The following is a 17,363-nucleotide window of genomic DNA, read 5'->3' as shown; positions in this document are numbered from 1 at the left end:
GCGTGGACACCCGGACCGACCTGACCCGCCTCGTCGTGATGGACATCGACTCCACGCTCATCACCGGCGAGGTCGTCGAGATGCTCGCGGCGCACGCCGGCTCGCGCCCGCTGGTCGCGGACATCACGGAGCGTGCGATGCGCGGTGAGATCGACTTCGCGCAGTCGCTGCGGGAGCGGGTCGCGACTCTCGCGGGCCTGCCGGTGAGCGTCTTCGACGAGGTCCTCGCCGAGGTGGAGCTGACGCCGGGCGCCGTCGAGCTCGTCGCGGAGCTGGCGAGCCGGGGCTGGCCCGTCGGTCTCGTCTCGGGGGGCTTCGTCGAGGTGGCACGGCCGCTCGCCGCCCGGCTGGGGATCACGCGTGTGCACGCGAACCGGCTGGAGGTGCGCGACGGGCGCCTGACCGGACGCGTCGACGGCCCCGTGGTCGACCGGGCCGCGAAGGCCGCGACCCTGACCGCCTGGGCGGCCGAGCTGGGTCTGCCGATGACACGCACCGTCGCGATCGGCGACGGGGCGAACGACCTCGACATGCTGGCCGCGGCCGCCACGGGGATCGCGTTCAACGCCAAGCCCGTGGTCGCCGCCGCGGCCGACGCGGCCGTCGCCGGGCGCCTGGACGCCGTGCTGGCGCTGGAGCCCTTCGCGGCCTGACCTCGCGTCAGGGGGTGCGCTCGACGTGGACGAGCCGCAGCGCACCGGGGGCGGTCCCGGACCACGGCCCGTCGAGCTCGAGGACGGACCAGGACGCCGTCGGCACCCCCAGGTGGACCCGGACGACCACCGCCTCGTCCGACCCCGGTCCGGCGAGCACCGCGGCCGCGTGCGACATCGTCGGCTCGTGGCCGACGACGAGCACGGTGGCCACGTCGTCCGGCACCCCCTGGACGAGCGCGACCAGGTCCCCCGTGGACGCGTCGTACAGGTCGTCCGACACGGCGACGGCCGCCTCGGGGCTCCCGGCGGCCGCCAGCGCCGTCCGCGTGAGCTCCCAGGTCTGGCGCGTGCGCACCGACGACGAGCACAGGACGCGCTCCGGTGCGAGGCCGGCCGCGGCCAGCGCGGTGCCGACCGCGGTCGCCTGACGGCGCCCGAGGAGCGTCAGCGGACGTTCGTGGTCCGGGACGACGCCGCCCGGTTCGGCCTTCGCGTGCCGCAGGAGCACGAGTCGGTGCAGGGTCACGCGACCAGGGTCCCACCGCGCGGGACGCCGGCGGTACCACCGGCGTCCCGACCGTGCGTGACGTGCGCGACGTCCTGCGTCACAGCCCCATCGCGTGCACGCCGCCGTCGACGTGCACGATCTCGCCCGTCGTCGCGGGGAACCAGTCCGACAGCAGCGCAGCGACGGCGCGTGCCGTCGGCTCGGGGTCGGTGACGTCCCAGCCGAGCGGCGCCCGCTGCGGCCAGCCGCCCTCCATGGCCTCGAACCCGGGGATCGACTTGGCGGCGGTGGTGCGGATCGGCCCGGCCGACACGAGGTTGACGCGGATGCCCAGCGGCCCGAGGTCACGGGCCAGGTAGCGCGCGGTCGACTCGAACGCGGCCTTCGCGACGCCCATCCAGTCGTAGACCGGCCAGGCGTAGCGCGCGTCGAACGTCAGCCCGACGAGGCTCGACCCCGGGGTGAGCAGCGGCTGGGACGCGACCGCGAGCGCCTTGAGCGAGTACGCGCTGACGTGCACGGCCGTCGCGACGTCCTCCCACTCCCCGGCCAGGAAGTTGCCGCCCATGACGGACTGCGGGGCGAACCCGATCGAGTGCACGACCCCGTCGAGGTGGTCGGTGTGCTCCCGCACGCGGTCCGCGAGCGCGGCCAGGTCGTCGCTCGACGTGACGTCGAGCTCGACGACGGGCGCGGGCTTCGGCAGCCGGCGCGCGATCGCTTGAGTGAGCCGCAGCTGGCGGCCGAACGACGTGAGGACGACCTCGGCGCCCTCCTGCTGCGCGAGCCGGGCGACGTGGAACGCGATCGAGCTGTCGGTGAGGACGCCGGTGACGAGCAGGGTCTTGCCCTCGAGCAGTGCCATGGCCAGTGCCTTTCGGTCGGGAGGGCCGGGGCGCTGCGCACCGGCGGGAGGGGTCGGGAGGGTCAGTGGCCCATGCCGAGGCCGCCGTCGACGGGCAGCACCGCGCCGGAGACGTAGGCCGCGTCGTCGGACGCGAGGAACTGCACGGCGGCCGCGATCTCGTCGACCTGGCCGAAGCGCCCGGCCGGGATCGAGCCGAGGTACGCCTGCTGGCGGGCCTCGGGCAGCTCGCGGGTCATGTCGGTGTCGACGAAGCCGGGTGCCACGACGTTCGCGGTGATGCCGCGCCCACCGAGCTCGCGCGTGATCGACCGGGCCATGCCGACGAGCGCCGCCTTGGACGACGCGTAGTTGACCTGACCGGGCGACCCGTACATCCCCACGACCGAGGAGATGAGCACGATGCGCCCGCGGCGCAGCCGGATCATGCCCGTGCTCGCGCGCCGCACCACGCGGAAGGCTCCGGTGAGGTTCACGTCGATCACCTCGGCGAAGTCCTCGTCGGTCATGCGCATCAGCAGGCCGTCGCGCGTGACGCCGGCGTTGGCGACGAGCACCTCGACCGGACCGTGCTCGGCCTCGACCTGCGTGAAGGCCGCGTCGACGGAGGCGGTGTCCCGCACGTCGCCGCGTACCTCCAGGACGCCGTCGGGCGCGCCGCCGGAGCGCACGATCGTGGCGACCTTGTCACCGGAGGCGAGGAACCGCTCCGCGATCGCGCGGCCGATCCCCCGGTTGGCGCCGGTCACCAGCACGCTGCGCGGGGCGCGGGCGGTCGGCTCGGTCGTCGGGCTGGGCGGAGGCGTCGTCGCAGGCACGGGACACGACGCTAGCCGACCGCGGGGGTGACGCCGGGGTGCGCGGCTGCACGAGTTGCCGGTCCCGGGTTGTGGGAGACCCACAAAGTGTGGGAACGGCCACCTCGCGGGGCCCTGGCGCCGCGCGGCACCTACCATCGGGAGGTGAGCACACGTCGTCGGGGCGAGCACGCGGAGCCGGAGGTGCACCGCATCACGTCGGCGCCCGAACCGCTGGCCGACGACCTCGCGCGCCGGCAGCGCCGCTACCTGTGGCAGATGGGCGTCCGCGTCGTGTGCTTCGTGGCCGCGGGACTCCTGTGGTCGCGCGTGCCGGTCGTCATCCCGATCGTGCTGCTCGTGATCGCGTCGGTCATCCCCTACGTCGCCGTCCTGCTGGCCAACGCGGGCCGCGAGCGTCGCGACGAGCCGGGCGTGTTCTTCGAGGCCCGCCAGCTGCCGCCGGCACCCCGGCACGACGAGCTCGGCGGTGGCCGGTGAGCGCCCCGGAGCCGTCGGCAGCGGCCCCCGACGCGGTCGGCGAGCTCGTCTGCAGCGCGCGCCGCTGCCGCGCGGAGCCCGCGTGGGGCGTGCTGTGGAACAACCCGACGCTGCACACCCCCGACCGCCGCAAGGTGTGGCTCGCGTGCGAGGAGCACCGCGAACCGCTCGCGGAGTACCTGCGCGTGCGGGCCTTCCTGCGTGACGTCGTGCCGGTCGACGACCTGGACCGGGTCGAGCCGTGAGCCTGCCGCCGGCCGGCGACGCGCGTGACGCGGCCCGCCGACGGGCCGTCGGGCTGCTGGTCGTCGGCCTCGTCGTGGCCGTGACGTGCACGTTCCTCGGACGCTGGCAGTGGCAGCGGCACGTCGCCCGGGACGCCGCGATCGCGGTCGTCGAGGCGAACTTCGCGGCCGCGCCCGTGGACCTCGCGGACGTCGTCGCGGACCCCGACGCCCCGCTGCCGGACGCGGACACATGGCGCGCCGTCGAGGTCCGGGGCCGCTACCTGCCCGACGCGGCCGTCCTGCTGCGCAACCGGCCCGTGGACGGGACGCCCTCGTACCACGTCCTCGTGCCGCTGGTCGTCGACGACGCGGCGCCGGGCGCGTTCGGCACGCCCGTCGCCGCCGGCCGCGCGCTCGTGGTCGACCGCGGGTGGGTCCCCACCGGCGCGGACGGCTCGGTGGGCGTCGCGATCCCCCCGCCGCCGGCCGGTGAGGTGACGGTGACCGTGCGGCTGCGTCCCGGGGAGGCGACGAGCCGCCGGGACGCTCCCGCCGGGCAGGTGCAGGCCATCGCGCCCGCGCAGGTGCTGGCCGCCGGTGGTGCCGACGCCGCGCCGTACGCCGCGTACGGTGCGCTGCTGCGCGAGGACCCGGCGGCGGCCGAGCCGCTCGGCGCCCTGCCCGTGCCGAGCACCGACCCGGGCTCGCACCTCTCGTACGCATTCCAGTGGTGGGTGTTCGCGCTCGGCGGCCTGGTCGCGTTCAGCGTGTCGGCACGCCGGGAGTGGGTCTGGTCGGGCGCCGCCCCGGGGGCGCCCGACGCCCCGGCACCTCCGCCCCGGCCGCGGCGGGCGCGTGGGCGCGACGAGCTCGACGAGGACGCCGAGGTCGACGCGCAGGTCGCCGCCGGGCGCCGCTGACCTCGCGGCTCTGCCGGCTCAGGCGGCGCGGGCCGACCGGACCGGCGCAGGCTCAGGCCAGCGCGATGAGGTCCAGGTAGTCGGGGCCCCACAGGTCCTCGTCGCCGTCGGGCAGCAGCAGGACGCGCTCGGGCTCGAGCGCCGCGACCGCGCCCTCGTCGTGGCTCACCAGCACGACCGCGCCCTGGTAGCCGCGCAGCGCCGCCAGGATCTCCTCGCGGGACGCCGGGTCGAGGTTGTTCGTCGGCTCGTCCAGGAGCAGCACGTTCGCGCTCGACACGACGAGCGTCGCGAGCGCGAGACGGGTCTTCTCGCCGCCCGAGAGCACGCCCGCGGGCTTGTCGGCGTCGTCCCCGGAGAACAGGAACGACCCGAGCACGGACCGCACCTGCGTGTCGGTGAGGTCCGGCGCCGCGGTGCGCAGGTTCTGCAGGACCGTGCGCGACAGGTCGAGCGTCTCGTGCTCCTGCGCGTAGTACCCGAGCTTGAGGCCGTGGCCCGCCTTCACCTCACCGGTGTCGGGCTCCTGCAGGCCGCCGAGCATGCGCAGCAGCGTCGTCTTGCCCGCACCGTTGAAGCCCAGGACGACGACCTTGCTCCCCCGGTCGATCGCGAGCGAGACGTCCGTGAAGACCTCCTCCGAGCCGTACGACTTCGACAGCCCCTCGGCGGTCAGCGGCGTGCGCCCGCACGGGGCCGGGTCGGGGAACCGCAGCCGGGCGACCTTGTCCGAGGCGCGGACCGCGTCCAGGCCCGACAGCATGCGCTCCGCACGGCGTGCCATGTTCTGCGCCGCGACCGCCTTGGTGGCCTTCGCGCGCATCTTGTCGGCCTGCGCCATGAGCGTCGCGGCCTTCTTCTCGGCGTTGGCCCGCTCGCGGCGGCGGCGCTTCTCGTCGGTCTCCCGCTGCTGCAGGTAGGCGTCCCAGCCCAGGTTGTACAGGTCGAGCAGCGAGCGGTTCGCGTCGAGGTAGAAGACCTTGTTGACGGTCGCGCGCAGCAGCTCGACGTCGTGGCTGATGACGACGAACCCGCCGGGGTAGCTCTTGAGGTACTCGCGCAGCCACACGATCGAGTCGACGTCGAGGTGGTTGGTGGGCTCGTCGAGGAGCAGCGTGTCGGCACCCGAGAACAGGATGCGCGCGAGCTCGACACGGCGGCGCTGACCGCCGGACAGCGTGCCCAGGTCCTGGCCGAGGACCCGGTCGTCGAGCCCGAGGGCGGCCGTGATGCGGTGCGCCTCGCTCTCGGCGGCGTACCCTCCGGCCGCGGTGAACCGCGCCTCGAGACGCGTGTACCGGTCCATCGCCTTGTCGCGCGTGGCGTCGTCGGTCGAGGCCATCAGGCCCTCGGTCTCACGCATCGACGCCAGCACGGCGTCCAGGCCGCGCGCCGAGAGCACACGGTTCATCGCGAGCTGCGACAGGTCGCCGGAGCCCGGGTCCTGCGGCAGGTACCCCACGTCGCCGCCGCGGGAGATGGTCCCGCCGGTCGGCTGGGTCTCCCCCGCGAGCGTCCTCATCAGCGTCGTCTTGCCGGCGCCGTTGCGGCCGACCAGCCCGATCCGGTCGCCCGAGGCGATGCGGAACGTCGTCGGCTCGAGCAGGACGCGGGCGCCGACGCGCAGCTCGACGCCCGAGGCGGTGATCACAGGGAGGGTCCTCAGTTCGGTGGGGTGCAGGGGGACGGTGCTGCGAGAGTTCCTACGAGAAAGCCGCTCGGCTTCTGGCGCTCCGCACAACCGCCTGCCATCCTACCGAGCCGATAGCGTGGCCAGCGGTCGGGCGCCCGGCCACCACGCCCGTACCGGCCGTTCCCCGGCCTGTCGGGCGCACCGCCCACCCACCGGCAGGAGACCCCGCATGGCCACGCCGCTGCCCGACGAGCACACGTCCACGACCCGGACCGCCGGCCCCGCCGGGCCGGTCGAGGGCACCGTGCCGGCCGTCGACGCCACCGTGCCCGACCTGCCCGCGCCGCGGACCGCACGCCGCACGTCGACCGACGTCGCGCTCGTCGCGACGTTCGCGGCGTTCGTCGCCGCGTGCGCGCTGGTCCCCGCGATCCCCACGGGATCGGGGGTGCCGATCACGCTGCAGACGTTCGGCGTGGTCGTCGCCGGGCTCGTGCTGGGCGCGCGGCGCGGGTTCCTCGCCGTCGCGCTGTACCTGGTCGTCGGCCTGGCCGGGGTCCCGGTGTTCGCGGAGATGACCGGGGGGCTCGGTGTGCTCGGCAAGCCGTCCGTGGGCTACCTGCTCGCGTTCCCGCTGGCCGCGGCGGTCGCGGGGTGGCTCGGCGGCCTGGCGCTGCGGGCGCGCCCGAGGTGGCGGTACCCGCTCCTGGTGGCGGCCGGGCTCGGGTCGTCGTTCCTCGTGACGCACCCGGCCGGGATCCTCGGCCTGATGGCCCGCCTGGGCGTCAGCGCCCGCGAGGCCCTCGCGATCGACGTCGTCTACTGGCCCGGCGACGTCGTGAAGAACCTGCTCGCCGCGGGCGTCACGCTGGCCGTGCTGCGCGCGTTCCCCGACCTGCGCCGCGACCGGCGCTGACGCACGTGATCGAGCTCGACGCCGCCGAGGTCACCGCCTGGTCCCCGGACCCGGCCGGTGGCCCCGACCGCGTCGTGCGCCTGCTCGGACCGGTGTCGCTGCGCCTGACGGAGCGGCACGTCGCGGTCGTCGGGGCCAACGGGTCGGGCAAGTCCACGCTCGCGCGGCTGCTCAACGGGCTGGTGCTGCCGTCGGCCGGGCACGTGCGCGTCGGCGGCCTCGACACCGCGCGCGACGGCACGGCCGTGCGGCGGCGCGTCGGGTTCGTGTTCACCGACCCGGACGCGCAGATCGTCATGCCGACGCCGCTGGAGGACGTCGCGCTGTCCCTGCGGCGGACGGTCCCCGACGTCGGCGAGCGCGAGGCGCGCGCGCTGGACGCCCTGGACCGCTTCGGCCTCGCCGACCGCGCGCACGTCTCGGTGCACGCGCTGTCCGGCGGCCAGCGCCAGCTGCTCGCCCTGGCGGCGGTCCTGGCGACCGACCCCGACGTGCTGGTGTGCGACGAGCCGACGACGCTGCTCGACCTGCGGTGGCGCACCCACGTCGACGCGCTGCTCGGGTCGCTGCCGCAGCAGCTCGTCGTCGTGACGCACGACCTCGACGCCGCGGCGCACGCCGACCGCGTGCTGGTGGTCGACGACGGCCGGGTCGTCGCCGACGACGCACCGGGACCGGCGCTCGCGCACTACCGGGCCCTCATGGCAGCCACGCCGGTGCCGGGCTCCTCCCCCGCCGGCGTGCCGTGACCGTGGGCCTGCCGTGACCGCGGGGCGTCCGCTCCGCGCGCCCTGGGCGGGTCCCCTCGGCCTGCACCAACCCGGGGACAGCGTGGTCCACCGTGCTCCGGCCGCGCTCAAGCTGCTCCTGCTCGCGGGCGTCGCCGTGGCGGTCGTCCTGATGACGGGCCCGTGGGCCGCTGCGGCCGGGCTCGGGCTCGTCGTCGCGCTGTCCGCGCTCGCGCGCGTGCCGTGGCACCGCACCACCCGCGGACTGCTCCCGGTGCTCGTCACGGCCGCCGTCCTGGCGACCTACCAGACGTGGGTGCGCGGACCCGCACGCGGCGTCGAGGTCGCTCTCGACCTGCTCGCGCTCGTCCTGGCGGGCACGCTCGTCACGGCGACGACCCGCGCCGACGACCTCCTGGCGGTCGTCGCGCGCGCGGCCCGCCCGCTGCGGCACGTCGGGCTCCCCCCGGAGACCGTCTCCCTGGCCGTCGGGCTGTTCCTGCGGACCGTCCCCGTGCTGGTGCACGTGACCGGCGAGGCCCGTGACGCGGCACGTGCCCGCGGGCTCGAGCGGGACCCGCGGGCCGTCGTCGTGCCCGCCGCGGTGCGGATGGTCGGCCATGCGCGCACCACGGGCGACGCCCTCGCCGCCCGCGGTCTGGGCGACTGAGCGGTGCTGGCGAGCCCCGGCCGGCGCTGAACCGGGCACGCGTCCAGCCCGCGCGGCCCGCGCGGTTGCGCACTACCGTGTGGCCGTGACTTTCAGCGAGGGTGGCAGCTTCGAGGGCGGCCGGGTCCGCCGACACGGACGAGGGGCCGCGGCCGCGGGCGGCGGCGGCCTGATCGGGATCATCGCGTTGGCGATCTACCTGTTCACCGGCCAGGACGTGTCGGGGGTGATCGACTCCGGGCAGCAAGGCGGCCAGAGCGAGCCGACGGGCGTGGTCGAGCAGTGCTCTGCCGAGCAGGCGAACGCCGACCCGCTCTGCCGCTTCTCGGCGACGCTCCAGTCGCTCGACGCCTACTGGGCCGCGGGTATGCCGGCTGGTGCGACGTTCGCAGAGCCCGCGGCCAACGAGTTCAGCGACGGCGTCGCGACCGGCTGCGGCCAGGCGTCGTCGTCGACCGGACCCTTCTACTGCCCGCCCGACCAGGGGATCTACCTCGACATCACGTTCTTCGAGCTGCTGCAGCAGCAGTTCGGCGCGCAGGGCGGTCCGCTCGCGGAGATGTACGTGTACGCCCACGAGTACGGGCACCACATCCAGAACCTCACGGGCGTCCTGACCTCCGCCGACCGTGCGGGCGGCGGCGCCGACTCCGACGCCGTGCGCGTCGAGCTGCAGGCCGACTGCTACGCCGGCATGTGGGCCGGCGACGCGGCGACGCGCGTGGACCCGGACACCGGCGTGACCTTCCTGCAGCCCGTCACCGCCGAGGAGCTCGCCCAGGCGCTCGACGCCGCCGCCGTGATCGGCGACGACCACATCCAGGAGCAGTCCGGCGGTCAGGTGAACCCCGACACGTGGACGCACGGCTCGAGCGAACAGCGCCAGCGGTGGTTCACCATCGGCTACGAGCAGGGCTCCGCCGCGGCCTGCGACACGTTCTCCGCGGCCGAGCTCTGAGGCACGGGAGCCGCGCGGCGGGACACCGACGGCGAGCGCCGACGGCACCTGCCGTGGACGCCCGCCGTCGGACGGTGGAGCGACGCCCCCCGTCAGATGTTGAAGCCCAGCGCCCGCATCTGCTCGCGGCCGTCGGGCGTGATCTTGTCGGGGCCCCACGGCGGCATCCACACCCAGTTGATGCGGAAGCCGTCGACGATGCCGTCGAGCGCCTGGCCCGTCTGGTCCTCGATGACGTCGGTCAGCGGGCAGGCCGCCGACGTGAGCGTCATGTCGATGACCGCGGTGCTCGTCTGGTCGACGACGACGCCGTAGACCAGGCCGAGGTCGACGACGTTGATGCCGAGCTCGGGGTCGATGACGTCGCGCATGGCCTCCTCGACGTCGGCGGCGGTGGGGGCACCGGCGGTGGTGGGGGTGATCGGTTCGGTCGTCATGCGTCCTCCGTCGTACGGGCACCGGACATGATGAGGGCGTCGTTGAGGGCGACCCAGCCGAGCTGGGCGCACTTGACGCGTGCGGCGTAGCGGGAGACGCCCACGAAGGCAGCCGCGTCGCCGAGCAGCTCCTCGGCGTCGTCGGACAGGGCCGCGCCCTGCGACTGCATCATCGCGCGGAAGGTCGTCGCGAGCCGGTCGACCTCCGGCAGGTCCTGGCCGACGACGAGGTCGTGCAGCACGGACGTCGACGCCTGCGAGATCGAGCAGCCCTGCCCCTCCCACGCGACGGCGCGCACGACGGGCACGTCGCCGCTGGTGTCGACGTCGACGTGCAGGGTCACCTCGTCGCCGCACGTGGGGTTGACCTGGTGCGACGTCGCGGCGCACGAGCCGTGGTCGGCGACGGCGGTCCCGACGGCCGACGCACCGACGGGCAGGCCGCGGCCGTGCGGGTGCTTCGCGTGGTCGAGGATGACCTGCTGGTACAGCTGCTCCATGGCCGAGCTCATGCGGCACTCCCGTCCGTCGTCGCGTCGTGCATCCCGAAGAACGCGCGGACCCCCGCGAGTGCTTCCCGGAACGCCGCGACGTCGTCGTCGGTCGTGTAGACGCCGGCCGACGCGCGGGCGGTGGCCGCGACGCCGAAGCGCCGGTGCAGCGGCTGGGCGCAGTGGTGGCCGACGCGGACGGCGATGCCGGCGTCGTCGAGCACCTGGCCGACGTCGTGGGCGTGCACGCCGTCCACGACGAACGACACGGCAGCGAGCCGGTCGACGTCGTCGGTGGGGCCGATCACCCGCACGCCCGGCACGGAGGCCACGGCGTCCAGCAGCAGCCGGGTCAGGTGGCGCTCGTGCGCCGCGACGCCCGCCATGCCGAGCTCGCCCAGGTACTGCGCGGCCGCGCCGAGCGCGACGGCCTGCGACACCATCTGCGTCCCGGCCTCGAACCGCTGCGGGGGCGGCGCGTACGTCGTGGCCTCCATGGTGACGACCTCGACCATCGAGCCACCGGTCGACACCGGCGGCATCGCCTCGAGCAGCTCGCGTCGCCCGTACAGCGCGCCCACGCCCGTCGGCCCGTACATCTTGTGCCCGGAGAACGCGGCGAAGTCCACGCCGAGCCCCTGCAGGTCCACCGGCAGGTGCGGCACCGACTGGCACGCGTCGAGCACCGTGAGCGCCCCGACCTCGCGGGCGCGGGCGACGAACGCCTCGACCGGCGTGATCGCGCCGGTCACGTTCGACGCGTGGGTGAACGCCAGCACGCGCGTCCGCTCGGTGACCACGCTCGCGAGGTCGTCGTGGCGGATGCGGCCGTCGTCGTCGACCCCGAGCCAGCGCAGCGTCGCGCCCGTGCGGGCGGCGAGCTCCTGCCACGGCACGAGGTTGGCGTGGTGCTCCGCCTCGGTGACGACGATCTCGTCACCCGGCGCCAGGGCGAACCGGCGCGCCGCCGCTCCCCCGCGACCCGCGGACGCGTTCGACATCGCGTAGGCGACGAGGTTGATCGCGGCCGTCGCGTTCGACGTCCACACGAGCTCGCCCGGGGTCGCCCCGACGAAGCCCGCGACACGCGCCCGCGCGTCCTCGAACGCCTCCGTGGCCTCCTCCGCGAGCTGGTGCGCGCCGCGGTGCACGGCGGCGTTGCGCCGCACGTAGAAGTCCTGCTCGGCGTCGAGGACGACCTCGGGCTTCTGCGACGTCGCGCCGCTGTCGAGGTACACCAGCGGGCGGCCGTCGCGCAGCGTGCGCTCGAGCAGCGGGAAGTCGGCGCGCACGGCGGCGAGCTCGGCCGCCGACAGCGTCGCGCCGTCGGCAGCGTCGTCGGCAGTGCTCTCGGCAGTGCTCGCGGCGGTGCCGCCGACTCCGCCGCTCAGCAGCGGCTCGAGCGTGCTGGTCATCGGTCCTCCGTGCGGACGGGAGGCGGCCGCCGGTGGTGCCGGCGGCCGCCGTGAGCGGCTCAGGCGGACGTGGCGGCCGGCAGGAAGCGGTCGTAGCCCTCGTTCTCGAGGCGCTCGGCCAGCTCCGGCCCGCCCTCCTCGGCGATCCGGCCGTCGACGAAGACGTGGACGAAGTCCGGCGTGATGTACCGCAGGATCCGCGTGTAGTGCGTGATCAGCAGGACGCCGACCTCACCGGTGGACCGCGCGCGGTTCACGCCCTCGGACACGACGCGCAGTGCGTCGACGTCCAGGCCGGAGTCCGTCTCGTCGAGGATCGCGAAGCGCGGCTTCAGGAGCTCCATCTGCAGGATCTCGTGGCGCTTCTTCTCCCCGCCGGAGAAGCCCTCGTTGACCGAGCGCTCGGCGAACGTCGGGTCCATGCGCAGGTCCTCCATGGCGGTGCGCATGTCCTTGACCCACGAGCGCAGCGGCGGCGCCTGGCCGTCGATCGCGGTCTTCGCGGTCCGCAGGAAGTTCGACACCGACACGCCCGGCACCTCGACGGGGTACTGCATCGCGAGGAACATGCCCGCACGGGCGCGCTCGTCGACGCTCATCGCCAGCACGTCGGCGCCGTCGAGCAGCACGGTGCCGGACGTGATCTGGTACTTCGGGTGCCCGGCCAGCGAGTAGGCCAGCGTGGACTTGCCGGACCCGTTGGGGCCCATGATGGCGTGGGTCTCACCGGTGTTGATGGTGAGGTCGACGCCGCGCAGGATGGGCTTGGCGCCCTCCTTCGTCTCGACGCTGACGTGCAGGTCGCGGATCTCCAGGGTGGACATCGGGGGTACTCCTCGGGGTCAGTAAGGGGCGTCGACGTCGACGAGCACACGCTCGCCGTCGACGGTCACGGGGTAGACGGGGACGGGACGGATCGCAGGCGGCGTCAGCGGCTTGCCGGAGCGCAGGTCGAACCTCGACCCGTGCAGCCAGCACTCGATCGCGCAGTCCTCGACCTCGCCGTCGGACAGGGAGACGGCGCCGTGCGAGCAGATGTCGCTGATCGCGTGCCACTCACCGGCCTCGTCGCGGACGACGGCGACCTCGACGGGCCCCGCATCGCCCATGAGTTCGACCCGCAGCGCGCCGGCGACCGGCACGTCCGCGGTGGTGCAGGCCAGCTGGGCGCTCATGCACGCTCCGTGGTGGCACCGGCGACGGAGCCCTCGACCTGCGGCTCGGTGCCGAGGATCGCGCTCATGGACTTCTCGAGCTCGTCGTCGATGGACGCGACGAGCCGCTCCTCGACCTCGGGGACGCCGATCTCGTGGATGAGCTCGGCGAAGAAGCCGCGCACCACGAGGCGACGCGCGTCGGCCTCCGTGATGCCACGCGCCCGCAGGTAGAACAGCTGCTCGTCGTCGAACCGGCCCGTGGCCGACGCGTGCCCGGCACCCTCGATGACGCCGGTCTCGATCTCGAGGTTCGGCACCGAGTCGGCCCGCGCCCCGTCGGTGAGGACGAGGTTGCGGTTGAGCTCGTAGGTGTCGGTGCCCTCGGCGGCGGCCCGGATGAGGACGTCGCCGACCCACACGGTGTGCGCGCCCACGCCCTGCAGCGCGCCCTTGTAGGTGACGCGTGAGATGCAGTTCGGGACCGCGTGGTCGACGAACAGCCGGTGCTCCTGGTGCTGGCCCTCGTCCGCGAAGTACATGCCCAGCGCCGTGACCGACGCACCCTCGCCGACGAACTCGGTGTCGGGCGTGATGCGCACGACGTCGCCGCCGAGCGTGACGACGATGTGCTTGACGGTCGCGTCACGCCCGATGCGCACGCGGTGGCTCGCGGCGTGCACCGAGCCCGGGGCCCAGTCCTGCACCGACACGACGGTCAGGTGGGCACCGTCCTCGGCGACGATCTCGACGGTCTCGGTGAGGTTGGCGTGCCCGACGTGGTCGAGCACGACGACGCCCTGCGACAGCGGCTCGGCGTGCACGAGCAGGTGGGAGGCCGTCGGGACGAGCGGCGCGTCGGCCAGACCGGCACCCTCGACACCCTCGACGACGATCGACGTGACCTTGGACGACACCGACTCGCGCGGCAGCGTCACGATGGTCGCGCGGTCGAACGACGCCCAGGCGGTCGCCGCAGCGCGGTCCCCCGGCACGCCGGCCCGGCCCAGGCGCACGTCGTCGCGGTCGACGATCTCGACGCGGACCTCAGGGGACTCGACGACGGTCGTCAGGACGCCGCGGCCCGTCAGGACGCCGTCGGTCGCGGCCGCGAACAGCCCGGCGAAGCGGTCGACGGGGGCGAAGCGCCACTCCTCCTCGCGCCCGTTGGGCACGGGGAAGTCGGCGACGTCGAAGCTCGTGAGCCGCGACGCGCGCGAGGAGGCGGGCACCCCGCCGACGCCGTGCGTGTGCGCCCCGTCGGCGACGGCGCGCGAGTGGTCCGTCGTCAGGCCGACCGTGGGGACCGGTTCGTTCGTGGTGGTCGTCATCAGCCGACGGCCCCTTCCATCTGCAGCTCGATGAGGCGGTTCAGCTCGAGCGCGTACTCCATGGGCAGCTCACGCGCGATGGGCTCGACGAACCCGCGCACGATCATCGCCATGGCCTCGGTCTCGGCCATGCCTCGGGACATCAGGTAGAACAGCTGGTCCTCGCTCACGCGCGACACGGTCGCCTCGTGACCCATCGAGACGTCGTCCTCGCGGACGTCGACGTACGGGTACGTGTCCGACCGCGAGATCTGGTCGACCAGCAGCGCGTCGCACAGCACGTTGGACGCCGAGTGCTCGGCCCCCTCGAGGATCTGCACGAGTCCGCGGTACGACGTGCGGCCACCGCCGCGGGCGACGGACTTCGACACGATCGACGACGACGTGTGCGGTGCGGCGTGCACCATCTTGGAGCCGGCGTCCTGGTGCTGGCCCTCGCCGGCGAATGCGATCGACAGCGTCTCGCCGCGCGCGTGCTCGCCCATGAGGTAGATCGCCGGGTACTTCATGGTGACCTTCGAGCCGATGTTGCCGTCGACCCACTCCATGGTCGCGCCCTCGGCCGCGGTCGCCCGCTTGGTCACGAGGTTGTACACGTTGTTCGACCAGTTCTGGATGGTCGTGTACCGCACCCGGGCGTTCTTCTTGACGATGATCTCGACGACCGCGGAGTGCAGCGAGTCCGACTGGTAGATCGGCGCGGTGCAGCCCTCGACGTAGTGCACGTACGAGCCCTCGTCGGCGATGATCAGGGTCCGCTCGAACTGGCCCATGTTCTCGGTGTTGATCCGGAAGTAGGCCTGCAGCGGGATCTCGACGTGCACGCCCGGGGGGACGTACACGAAGGAGCCGCCCGACCAGACGGCGGTGTTGAGCGAGGCGAACTTGTTGTCGCCGGACGGGATGACCGAGCCGAAGTACTGCTCGAAGATCTCCGGGTGCTCACGCAGCGCGGTGTCGGTGTCGAGGAAGATGACGCCCTGCTCCTCGAGCGACTCCTGGATCTGGTGGTAGACGACCTCGGACTCGTACTGCGCCGCGACGCCCGACACGAGGCGCTGCTTCTCCGCCTCGGGGATGCCGAGGCGGTCGTACGTGTTCTTGATGTCCTCGGGCAGGTCCTCCCAGCTGGTGGCCTGCTTCTCCGTCGACCGCACGAAGTACTTGATGTTGTCGAAGTCGATGCCCGACAGGTCCGCGCCCCACCAGGGCATGGGCTTCTTGTCGAACAGGCGCAGGGCCTTCAGGCGCGTCTTGAGCATCCACTCGGGCTCGTTCTTGAGCCGCGAGATGTCGCGCACGACGTCCTCGGACAGGCCGCGACGCGCGACGGAACCCGCGACGTCGGGGTCGTGCCAGCCGAAGGTGTAGGTACCGATGGAGGCGATGGCCTCGTCCTGGGTCAGCGGCGGTGCTGCCGCCGGCCGGGTGGCCGTGTCGTCCGTGGGTGCGCTCATCGTGTCGGTCCTTCCGTCGAGTGCACAGGGGCAGGGGCGTGGGTCGGGGTGGCGGGCGCGGTGCCCGGAGCCCGGTCGGGGGGTGGGGGTCCGGTCGCGACGCCCGCGGGCGCCCGGCTCGGGACGGTCGGGATGCTGGTGGTGCACACGTGCCCGCCGGTGGTCAGGGTCGAGAGCCGCTGCACGTGCACGCCGAGCAGCCGGCCGAACGCCCGGGTCTCGGCCTCGCAGAGCTGCGGGAACTGGGCGGCCACCTCCTGCACGGGGCAGTGCCCCTGGCAGAGCTGGACCACGGTGGTGCCCGGCACGGGACGCGCCGAGGAGGCGTACCCGTCGAGGGCGAGCGCCTGCGCGAGCGCCTCGGCGCGCGCGGCGACGTCAGGTCCGGCGGCGTCCACGGCGCCCGCGTGCCGCTGCTCGAGCTCGCGGACACGCTGCTCGGCGAACTGCTGCACGGCCTGCGGCCCGGCGGAGTGGGCCAGGAAGTGCAGGGCGTCGGCGGCGATCTCCGCGTACCGGTGCGACAGGGCCGCCTGTCCCTGACCCGTGACGACGTACCGGCGGGCGGGTCGGCCGCGGCCGCGGGCACCGGCGGGGCCGTCGTGGACGGTGACGCGCTCGGCGTGCTCGAGGGCCTGCAGGTGGCGGCGCACGCCCGCGGCGGCGAGGTCGAGGGCGGCGGCGAGGTCCGCGGCGCTGACGGGTCCGTCGGCGGCCACGAGCTGCAGGATGCGGCGCCGCGTCGAGGCGTCGTCGCCGGCGGCGTCGGGGGTGCGGTCGACGTCGGGGCTGCGGTCGGCGAGCGGCGTGAAGCCGGCCATGCGCACCTCCCGGGTCGACGTGGGACGGACCGCGGGGCGCGAGCCGACGCGGCGGGCGCAGCAGCGCCCTATATCGGCAACATCCTTGTTGCCGAAATCCATCCTCGCAAGCAAGGTGAGCCTTCGTGAGCGCGTGTCATCCGCCTTCGGTGACGCACGTCACCTCGCGCCGACGGCCCCGACGGACGCGTCCGCGGCCCGCGCCGTCGCCGCCGCGAGCGCGATCCGGCTCGCCTCGACCTGGTCCACCGGAGCCCCGTCCAGCGACCGGCGCTCGAGCGCCGACGAGAACAGCTCCTGCGCCTCGGCGTACCGCCGTGCGTCGAACCGCACCTTGCCCTGGCCCTGGTCGGCGAAGGCGAGGACGGCCGAGCAGTCACGCCGGGTCGCGTCGTCGGCGTCGGGCGCGACCGCCGCCGCACGGGCCGCCCGCCGGACCGCGTCGACGACGAGGTCCGCGTCGTCCAGCAGCCCGCGCCAGTGCAGCACCTGCGCCAGCCGCAGCAGCGGGCGCCACGCGGCACGCGGCACGTCCGGCCCGCCGGGACGCGGCACGTCGTCCAGGGTCGCGGGCCCGCCGTGCCGCGCGGAGTCGGTCCACGCGGTCCGTTCCGCCGAGCCGAACGCACCGAGGATCCGCAGCCACACGACGCGCTCGCCGTCCGCGTCGGCGCCCCGGCGCTCGAGCAGCTCCACGTGCTCCCATGTCGCCGCCACATCCTGCGGCACCTCGCGCAAGCTCGTCGGGTCGATGCGGTACGTGACCACGGGGCCTCCTGTGCCAGGTTGCGGGCGCACGGGGACGATCCGGACACATCCCCCCTGGTCGCACACCGTAGGGCGGCCCCGACGCGCACCGCGCGGGCTGTCCACCACCA

At 74.2% G+C, this 17,363-nt stretch carries 21 protein-coding genes; 8 read left to right on the top strand and 13 right to left on the bottom strand.

Features of this window, described 5'->3' with window-relative positions; translation table 11 throughout:
- The first annotated feature begins 2 nt into the window (after nucleotides 1-2).
- The gene (gene serB / locus OKX07_RS09075; RefSeq protein WP_322746840.1) at nucleotides 3-653 is read left to right on the top strand and encodes a phosphoserine phosphatase SerB; all 651 of its coding nucleotides are present in this window, start codon (nucleotides 3-5) and stop codon (nucleotides 651-653) included.
- A gap of 7 nt (nucleotides 654-660) precedes the next feature.
- Here the strand turns inward: serB and OKX07_RS09070 are convergent, their stop codons facing one another.
- The 3 genes from OKX07_RS09070 to fabG all read right to left on the bottom strand — a co-directional run bounded on the left by OKX07_RS09070 (nucleotide 661) and on the right by fabG (nucleotide 2,847).
- Complete coding sequence (locus tag OKX07_RS09070; protein ID WP_265631513.1) at nucleotides 661-1,182, bottom strand: SixA phosphatase family protein; 522 nt, start codon at nucleotides 1,180-1,182, stop codon at nucleotides 661-663.
- Between the two features lie 79 nt (nucleotides 1,183-1,261).
- The gene (fabI, locus tag OKX07_RS09065; protein WP_265631511.1) at nucleotides 1,262-2,029 is read right to left on the bottom strand and encodes an enoyl-ACP reductase FabI; all 768 of its coding nucleotides are present in this window, start codon (nucleotides 2,027-2,029) and stop codon (nucleotides 1,262-1,264) included.
- 62 nt (nucleotides 2,030-2,091) lie between these two features.
- A complete protein-coding gene (gene fabG / locus OKX07_RS09060; RefSeq protein WP_265631509.1) occupies nucleotides 2,092-2,847 on the bottom strand; it encodes a 3-oxoacyl-ACP reductase FabG in 756 nt (251 codons plus the stop codon).
- A gap of 144 nt (nucleotides 2,848-2,991) precedes the next feature.
- Between fabG and OKX07_RS09055 the strand changes: the two genes are divergently transcribed.
- Genes OKX07_RS09055 through OKX07_RS09045 form a run of 3 tightly spaced genes read left to right on the top strand, consistent with a single transcriptional unit; the run spans nucleotide 2,992 to nucleotide 4,474 of the window.
- Nucleotides 2,992-3,327: a DUF3099 domain-containing protein gene (locus OKX07_RS09055; protein ID WP_265631508.1), complete on the top strand. Its 336-nt coding sequence runs from the start codon at nucleotides 2,992-2,994 to the stop codon at nucleotides 3,325-3,327.
- On the top strand, nucleotides 3,324-3,572 hold the full coding sequence (locus OKX07_RS09050) for a hypothetical protein (protein WP_265631507.1): 249 nt from the start codon (nucleotides 3,324-3,326) through the stop codon (nucleotides 3,570-3,572). The genes OKX07_RS09055 and OKX07_RS09050 overlap by 4 nt, the downstream gene beginning before the upstream one ends.
- Entirely contained in the window at nucleotides 3,569-4,474 is a 906-nt protein-coding gene (locus tag OKX07_RS09045; RefSeq protein WP_265631506.1) for an SURF1 family protein, read from the top strand. Before OKX07_RS09050 ends, OKX07_RS09045 begins: the two co-directional genes overlap by 4 nt.
- A 52-nt stretch (nucleotides 4,475-4,526) precedes the next feature.
- Here OKX07_RS09045 and OKX07_RS09040 read toward each other — a convergent pair whose 3' ends face one another.
- Nucleotides 4,527-6,125, bottom strand: a complete 1,599-nt coding sequence (locus OKX07_RS09040; protein WP_265631505.1) for an ABC-F family ATP-binding cassette domain-containing protein — start codon at nucleotides 6,123-6,125, stop codon at nucleotides 4,527-4,529.
- A gap of 211 nt (nucleotides 6,126-6,336) precedes the next feature.
- On the opposite strand from OKX07_RS09040, the gene OKX07_RS09035 reads away from it, so the two are divergent.
- The 4 genes from OKX07_RS09035 (at nucleotide 6,337) to OKX07_RS09020 (ending at nucleotide 9,379) form a co-directional block, all read left to right on the top strand.
- Nucleotides 6,337-7,023 carry a biotin transporter BioY gene (locus OKX07_RS09035; RefSeq protein ID WP_265631503.1) on the top strand — a complete coding sequence of 229 codons (687 nt, stop codon included), beginning with the start codon at nucleotides 6,337-6,339 and terminating at the stop codon, nucleotides 7,021-7,023.
- 5 nt (nucleotides 7,024-7,028) lie between these two features.
- Nucleotides 7,029-7,772, top strand: a complete 744-nt coding sequence (locus OKX07_RS09030) for an energy-coupling factor ABC transporter ATP-binding protein (protein WP_265631502.1) — start codon at nucleotides 7,029-7,031, stop codon at nucleotides 7,770-7,772.
- An 82-nt stretch (nucleotides 7,773-7,854) separates the two neighbouring features.
- Nucleotides 7,855-8,421, top strand: a complete 567-nt coding sequence (locus tag OKX07_RS09025; RefSeq protein ID WP_265631501.1) for an energy-coupling factor transporter transmembrane component T — start codon at nucleotides 7,855-7,857, stop codon at nucleotides 8,419-8,421.
- Nucleotides 8,422-8,506: 85 nt separating this feature from the next.
- On the top strand, nucleotides 8,507-9,379 hold the full coding sequence (locus tag OKX07_RS09020) for a neutral zinc metallopeptidase (RefSeq protein ID WP_265631499.1): 873 nt from the start codon (nucleotides 8,507-8,509) through the stop codon (nucleotides 9,377-9,379).
- A gap of 92 nt (nucleotides 9,380-9,471) precedes the next feature.
- Here the strand turns inward: OKX07_RS09020 and OKX07_RS09015 are convergent, their stop codons facing one another.
- The 9 genes from OKX07_RS09015 to OKX07_RS08975 form a co-directional block, all read right to left on the bottom strand.
- The gene (locus tag OKX07_RS09015) at nucleotides 9,472-9,816 is read right to left on the bottom strand and encodes a metal-sulfur cluster assembly factor (protein WP_265631497.1); all 345 of its coding nucleotides are present in this window, start codon (nucleotides 9,814-9,816) and stop codon (nucleotides 9,472-9,474) included.
- The gene (gene sufU, locus OKX07_RS09010; protein WP_265631496.1) at nucleotides 9,813-10,328 is read right to left on the bottom strand and encodes a Fe-S cluster assembly sulfur transfer protein SufU; all 516 of its coding nucleotides are present in this window, start codon (nucleotides 10,326-10,328) and stop codon (nucleotides 9,813-9,815) included. Before sufU ends, OKX07_RS09015 begins: the two co-directional genes overlap by 4 nt.
- Nucleotides 10,325-11,722 carry a cysteine desulfurase gene (locus OKX07_RS09005; RefSeq protein ID WP_265631495.1) on the bottom strand — a complete coding sequence of 466 codons (1,398 nt, stop codon included), beginning with the start codon at nucleotides 11,720-11,722 and terminating at the stop codon, nucleotides 10,325-10,327. Before OKX07_RS09005 ends, sufU begins: the two co-directional genes overlap by 4 nt.
- A gap of 59 nt (nucleotides 11,723-11,781) precedes the next feature.
- Nucleotides 11,782-12,546 (bottom strand): Fe-S cluster assembly ATPase SufC, encoded by a 765-nt coding sequence (gene sufC / locus OKX07_RS09000; RefSeq protein ID WP_265631493.1) that lies wholly within the window; start codon nucleotides 12,544-12,546, stop codon nucleotides 11,782-11,784.
- An 18-nt stretch (nucleotides 12,547-12,564) separates the two neighbouring features.
- Nucleotides 12,565-12,897: a non-heme iron oxygenase ferredoxin subunit gene (locus OKX07_RS08995; protein WP_265631491.1), complete on the bottom strand. Its 333-nt coding sequence runs from the start codon at nucleotides 12,895-12,897 to the stop codon at nucleotides 12,565-12,567.
- Nucleotides 12,894-14,207 (bottom strand): Fe-S cluster assembly protein SufD, encoded by a 1,314-nt coding sequence (gene sufD, locus OKX07_RS08990; protein WP_265631490.1) that lies wholly within the window; start codon nucleotides 14,205-14,207, stop codon nucleotides 12,894-12,896. Before sufD ends, OKX07_RS08995 begins: the two co-directional genes overlap by 4 nt.
- Nucleotides 14,207-15,664, bottom strand: coding sequence for a Fe-S cluster assembly protein SufB (gene sufB, locus OKX07_RS08985; RefSeq protein WP_265631488.1), 1,458 nt, complete (start codon nucleotides 15,662-15,664; stop codon nucleotides 14,207-14,209). The genes sufD and sufB overlap by 1 nt, the downstream gene beginning before the upstream one ends.
- Nucleotides 15,661-16,485 carry a helix-turn-helix transcriptional regulator gene (locus OKX07_RS08980; protein WP_265631487.1) on the bottom strand — a complete coding sequence of 275 codons (825 nt, stop codon included), beginning with the start codon at nucleotides 16,483-16,485 and terminating at the stop codon, nucleotides 15,661-15,663. Before OKX07_RS08980 ends, sufB begins: the two co-directional genes overlap by 4 nt.
- A gap of 159 nt (nucleotides 16,486-16,644) precedes the next feature.
- Complete coding sequence (locus tag OKX07_RS08975; protein ID WP_265631486.1) at nucleotides 16,645-17,253, bottom strand: hypothetical protein; 609 nt, start codon at nucleotides 17,251-17,253, stop codon at nucleotides 16,645-16,647.
- Nucleotides 17,254-17,363 lie beyond the last annotated feature (110 nt).

The sequence above is a fragment of the Cellulomonas sp. S1-8 genome, from assembly GCF_026184235.1.
Lineage (GTDB): Bacteria > Actinomycetota > Actinomycetes > Actinomycetales > Cellulomonadaceae > Cellulomonas.
The sequence above is the reverse complement of the archived record's forward strand: the minus strand, read 5'-3'. Positions and strand labels throughout refer to the sequence as shown.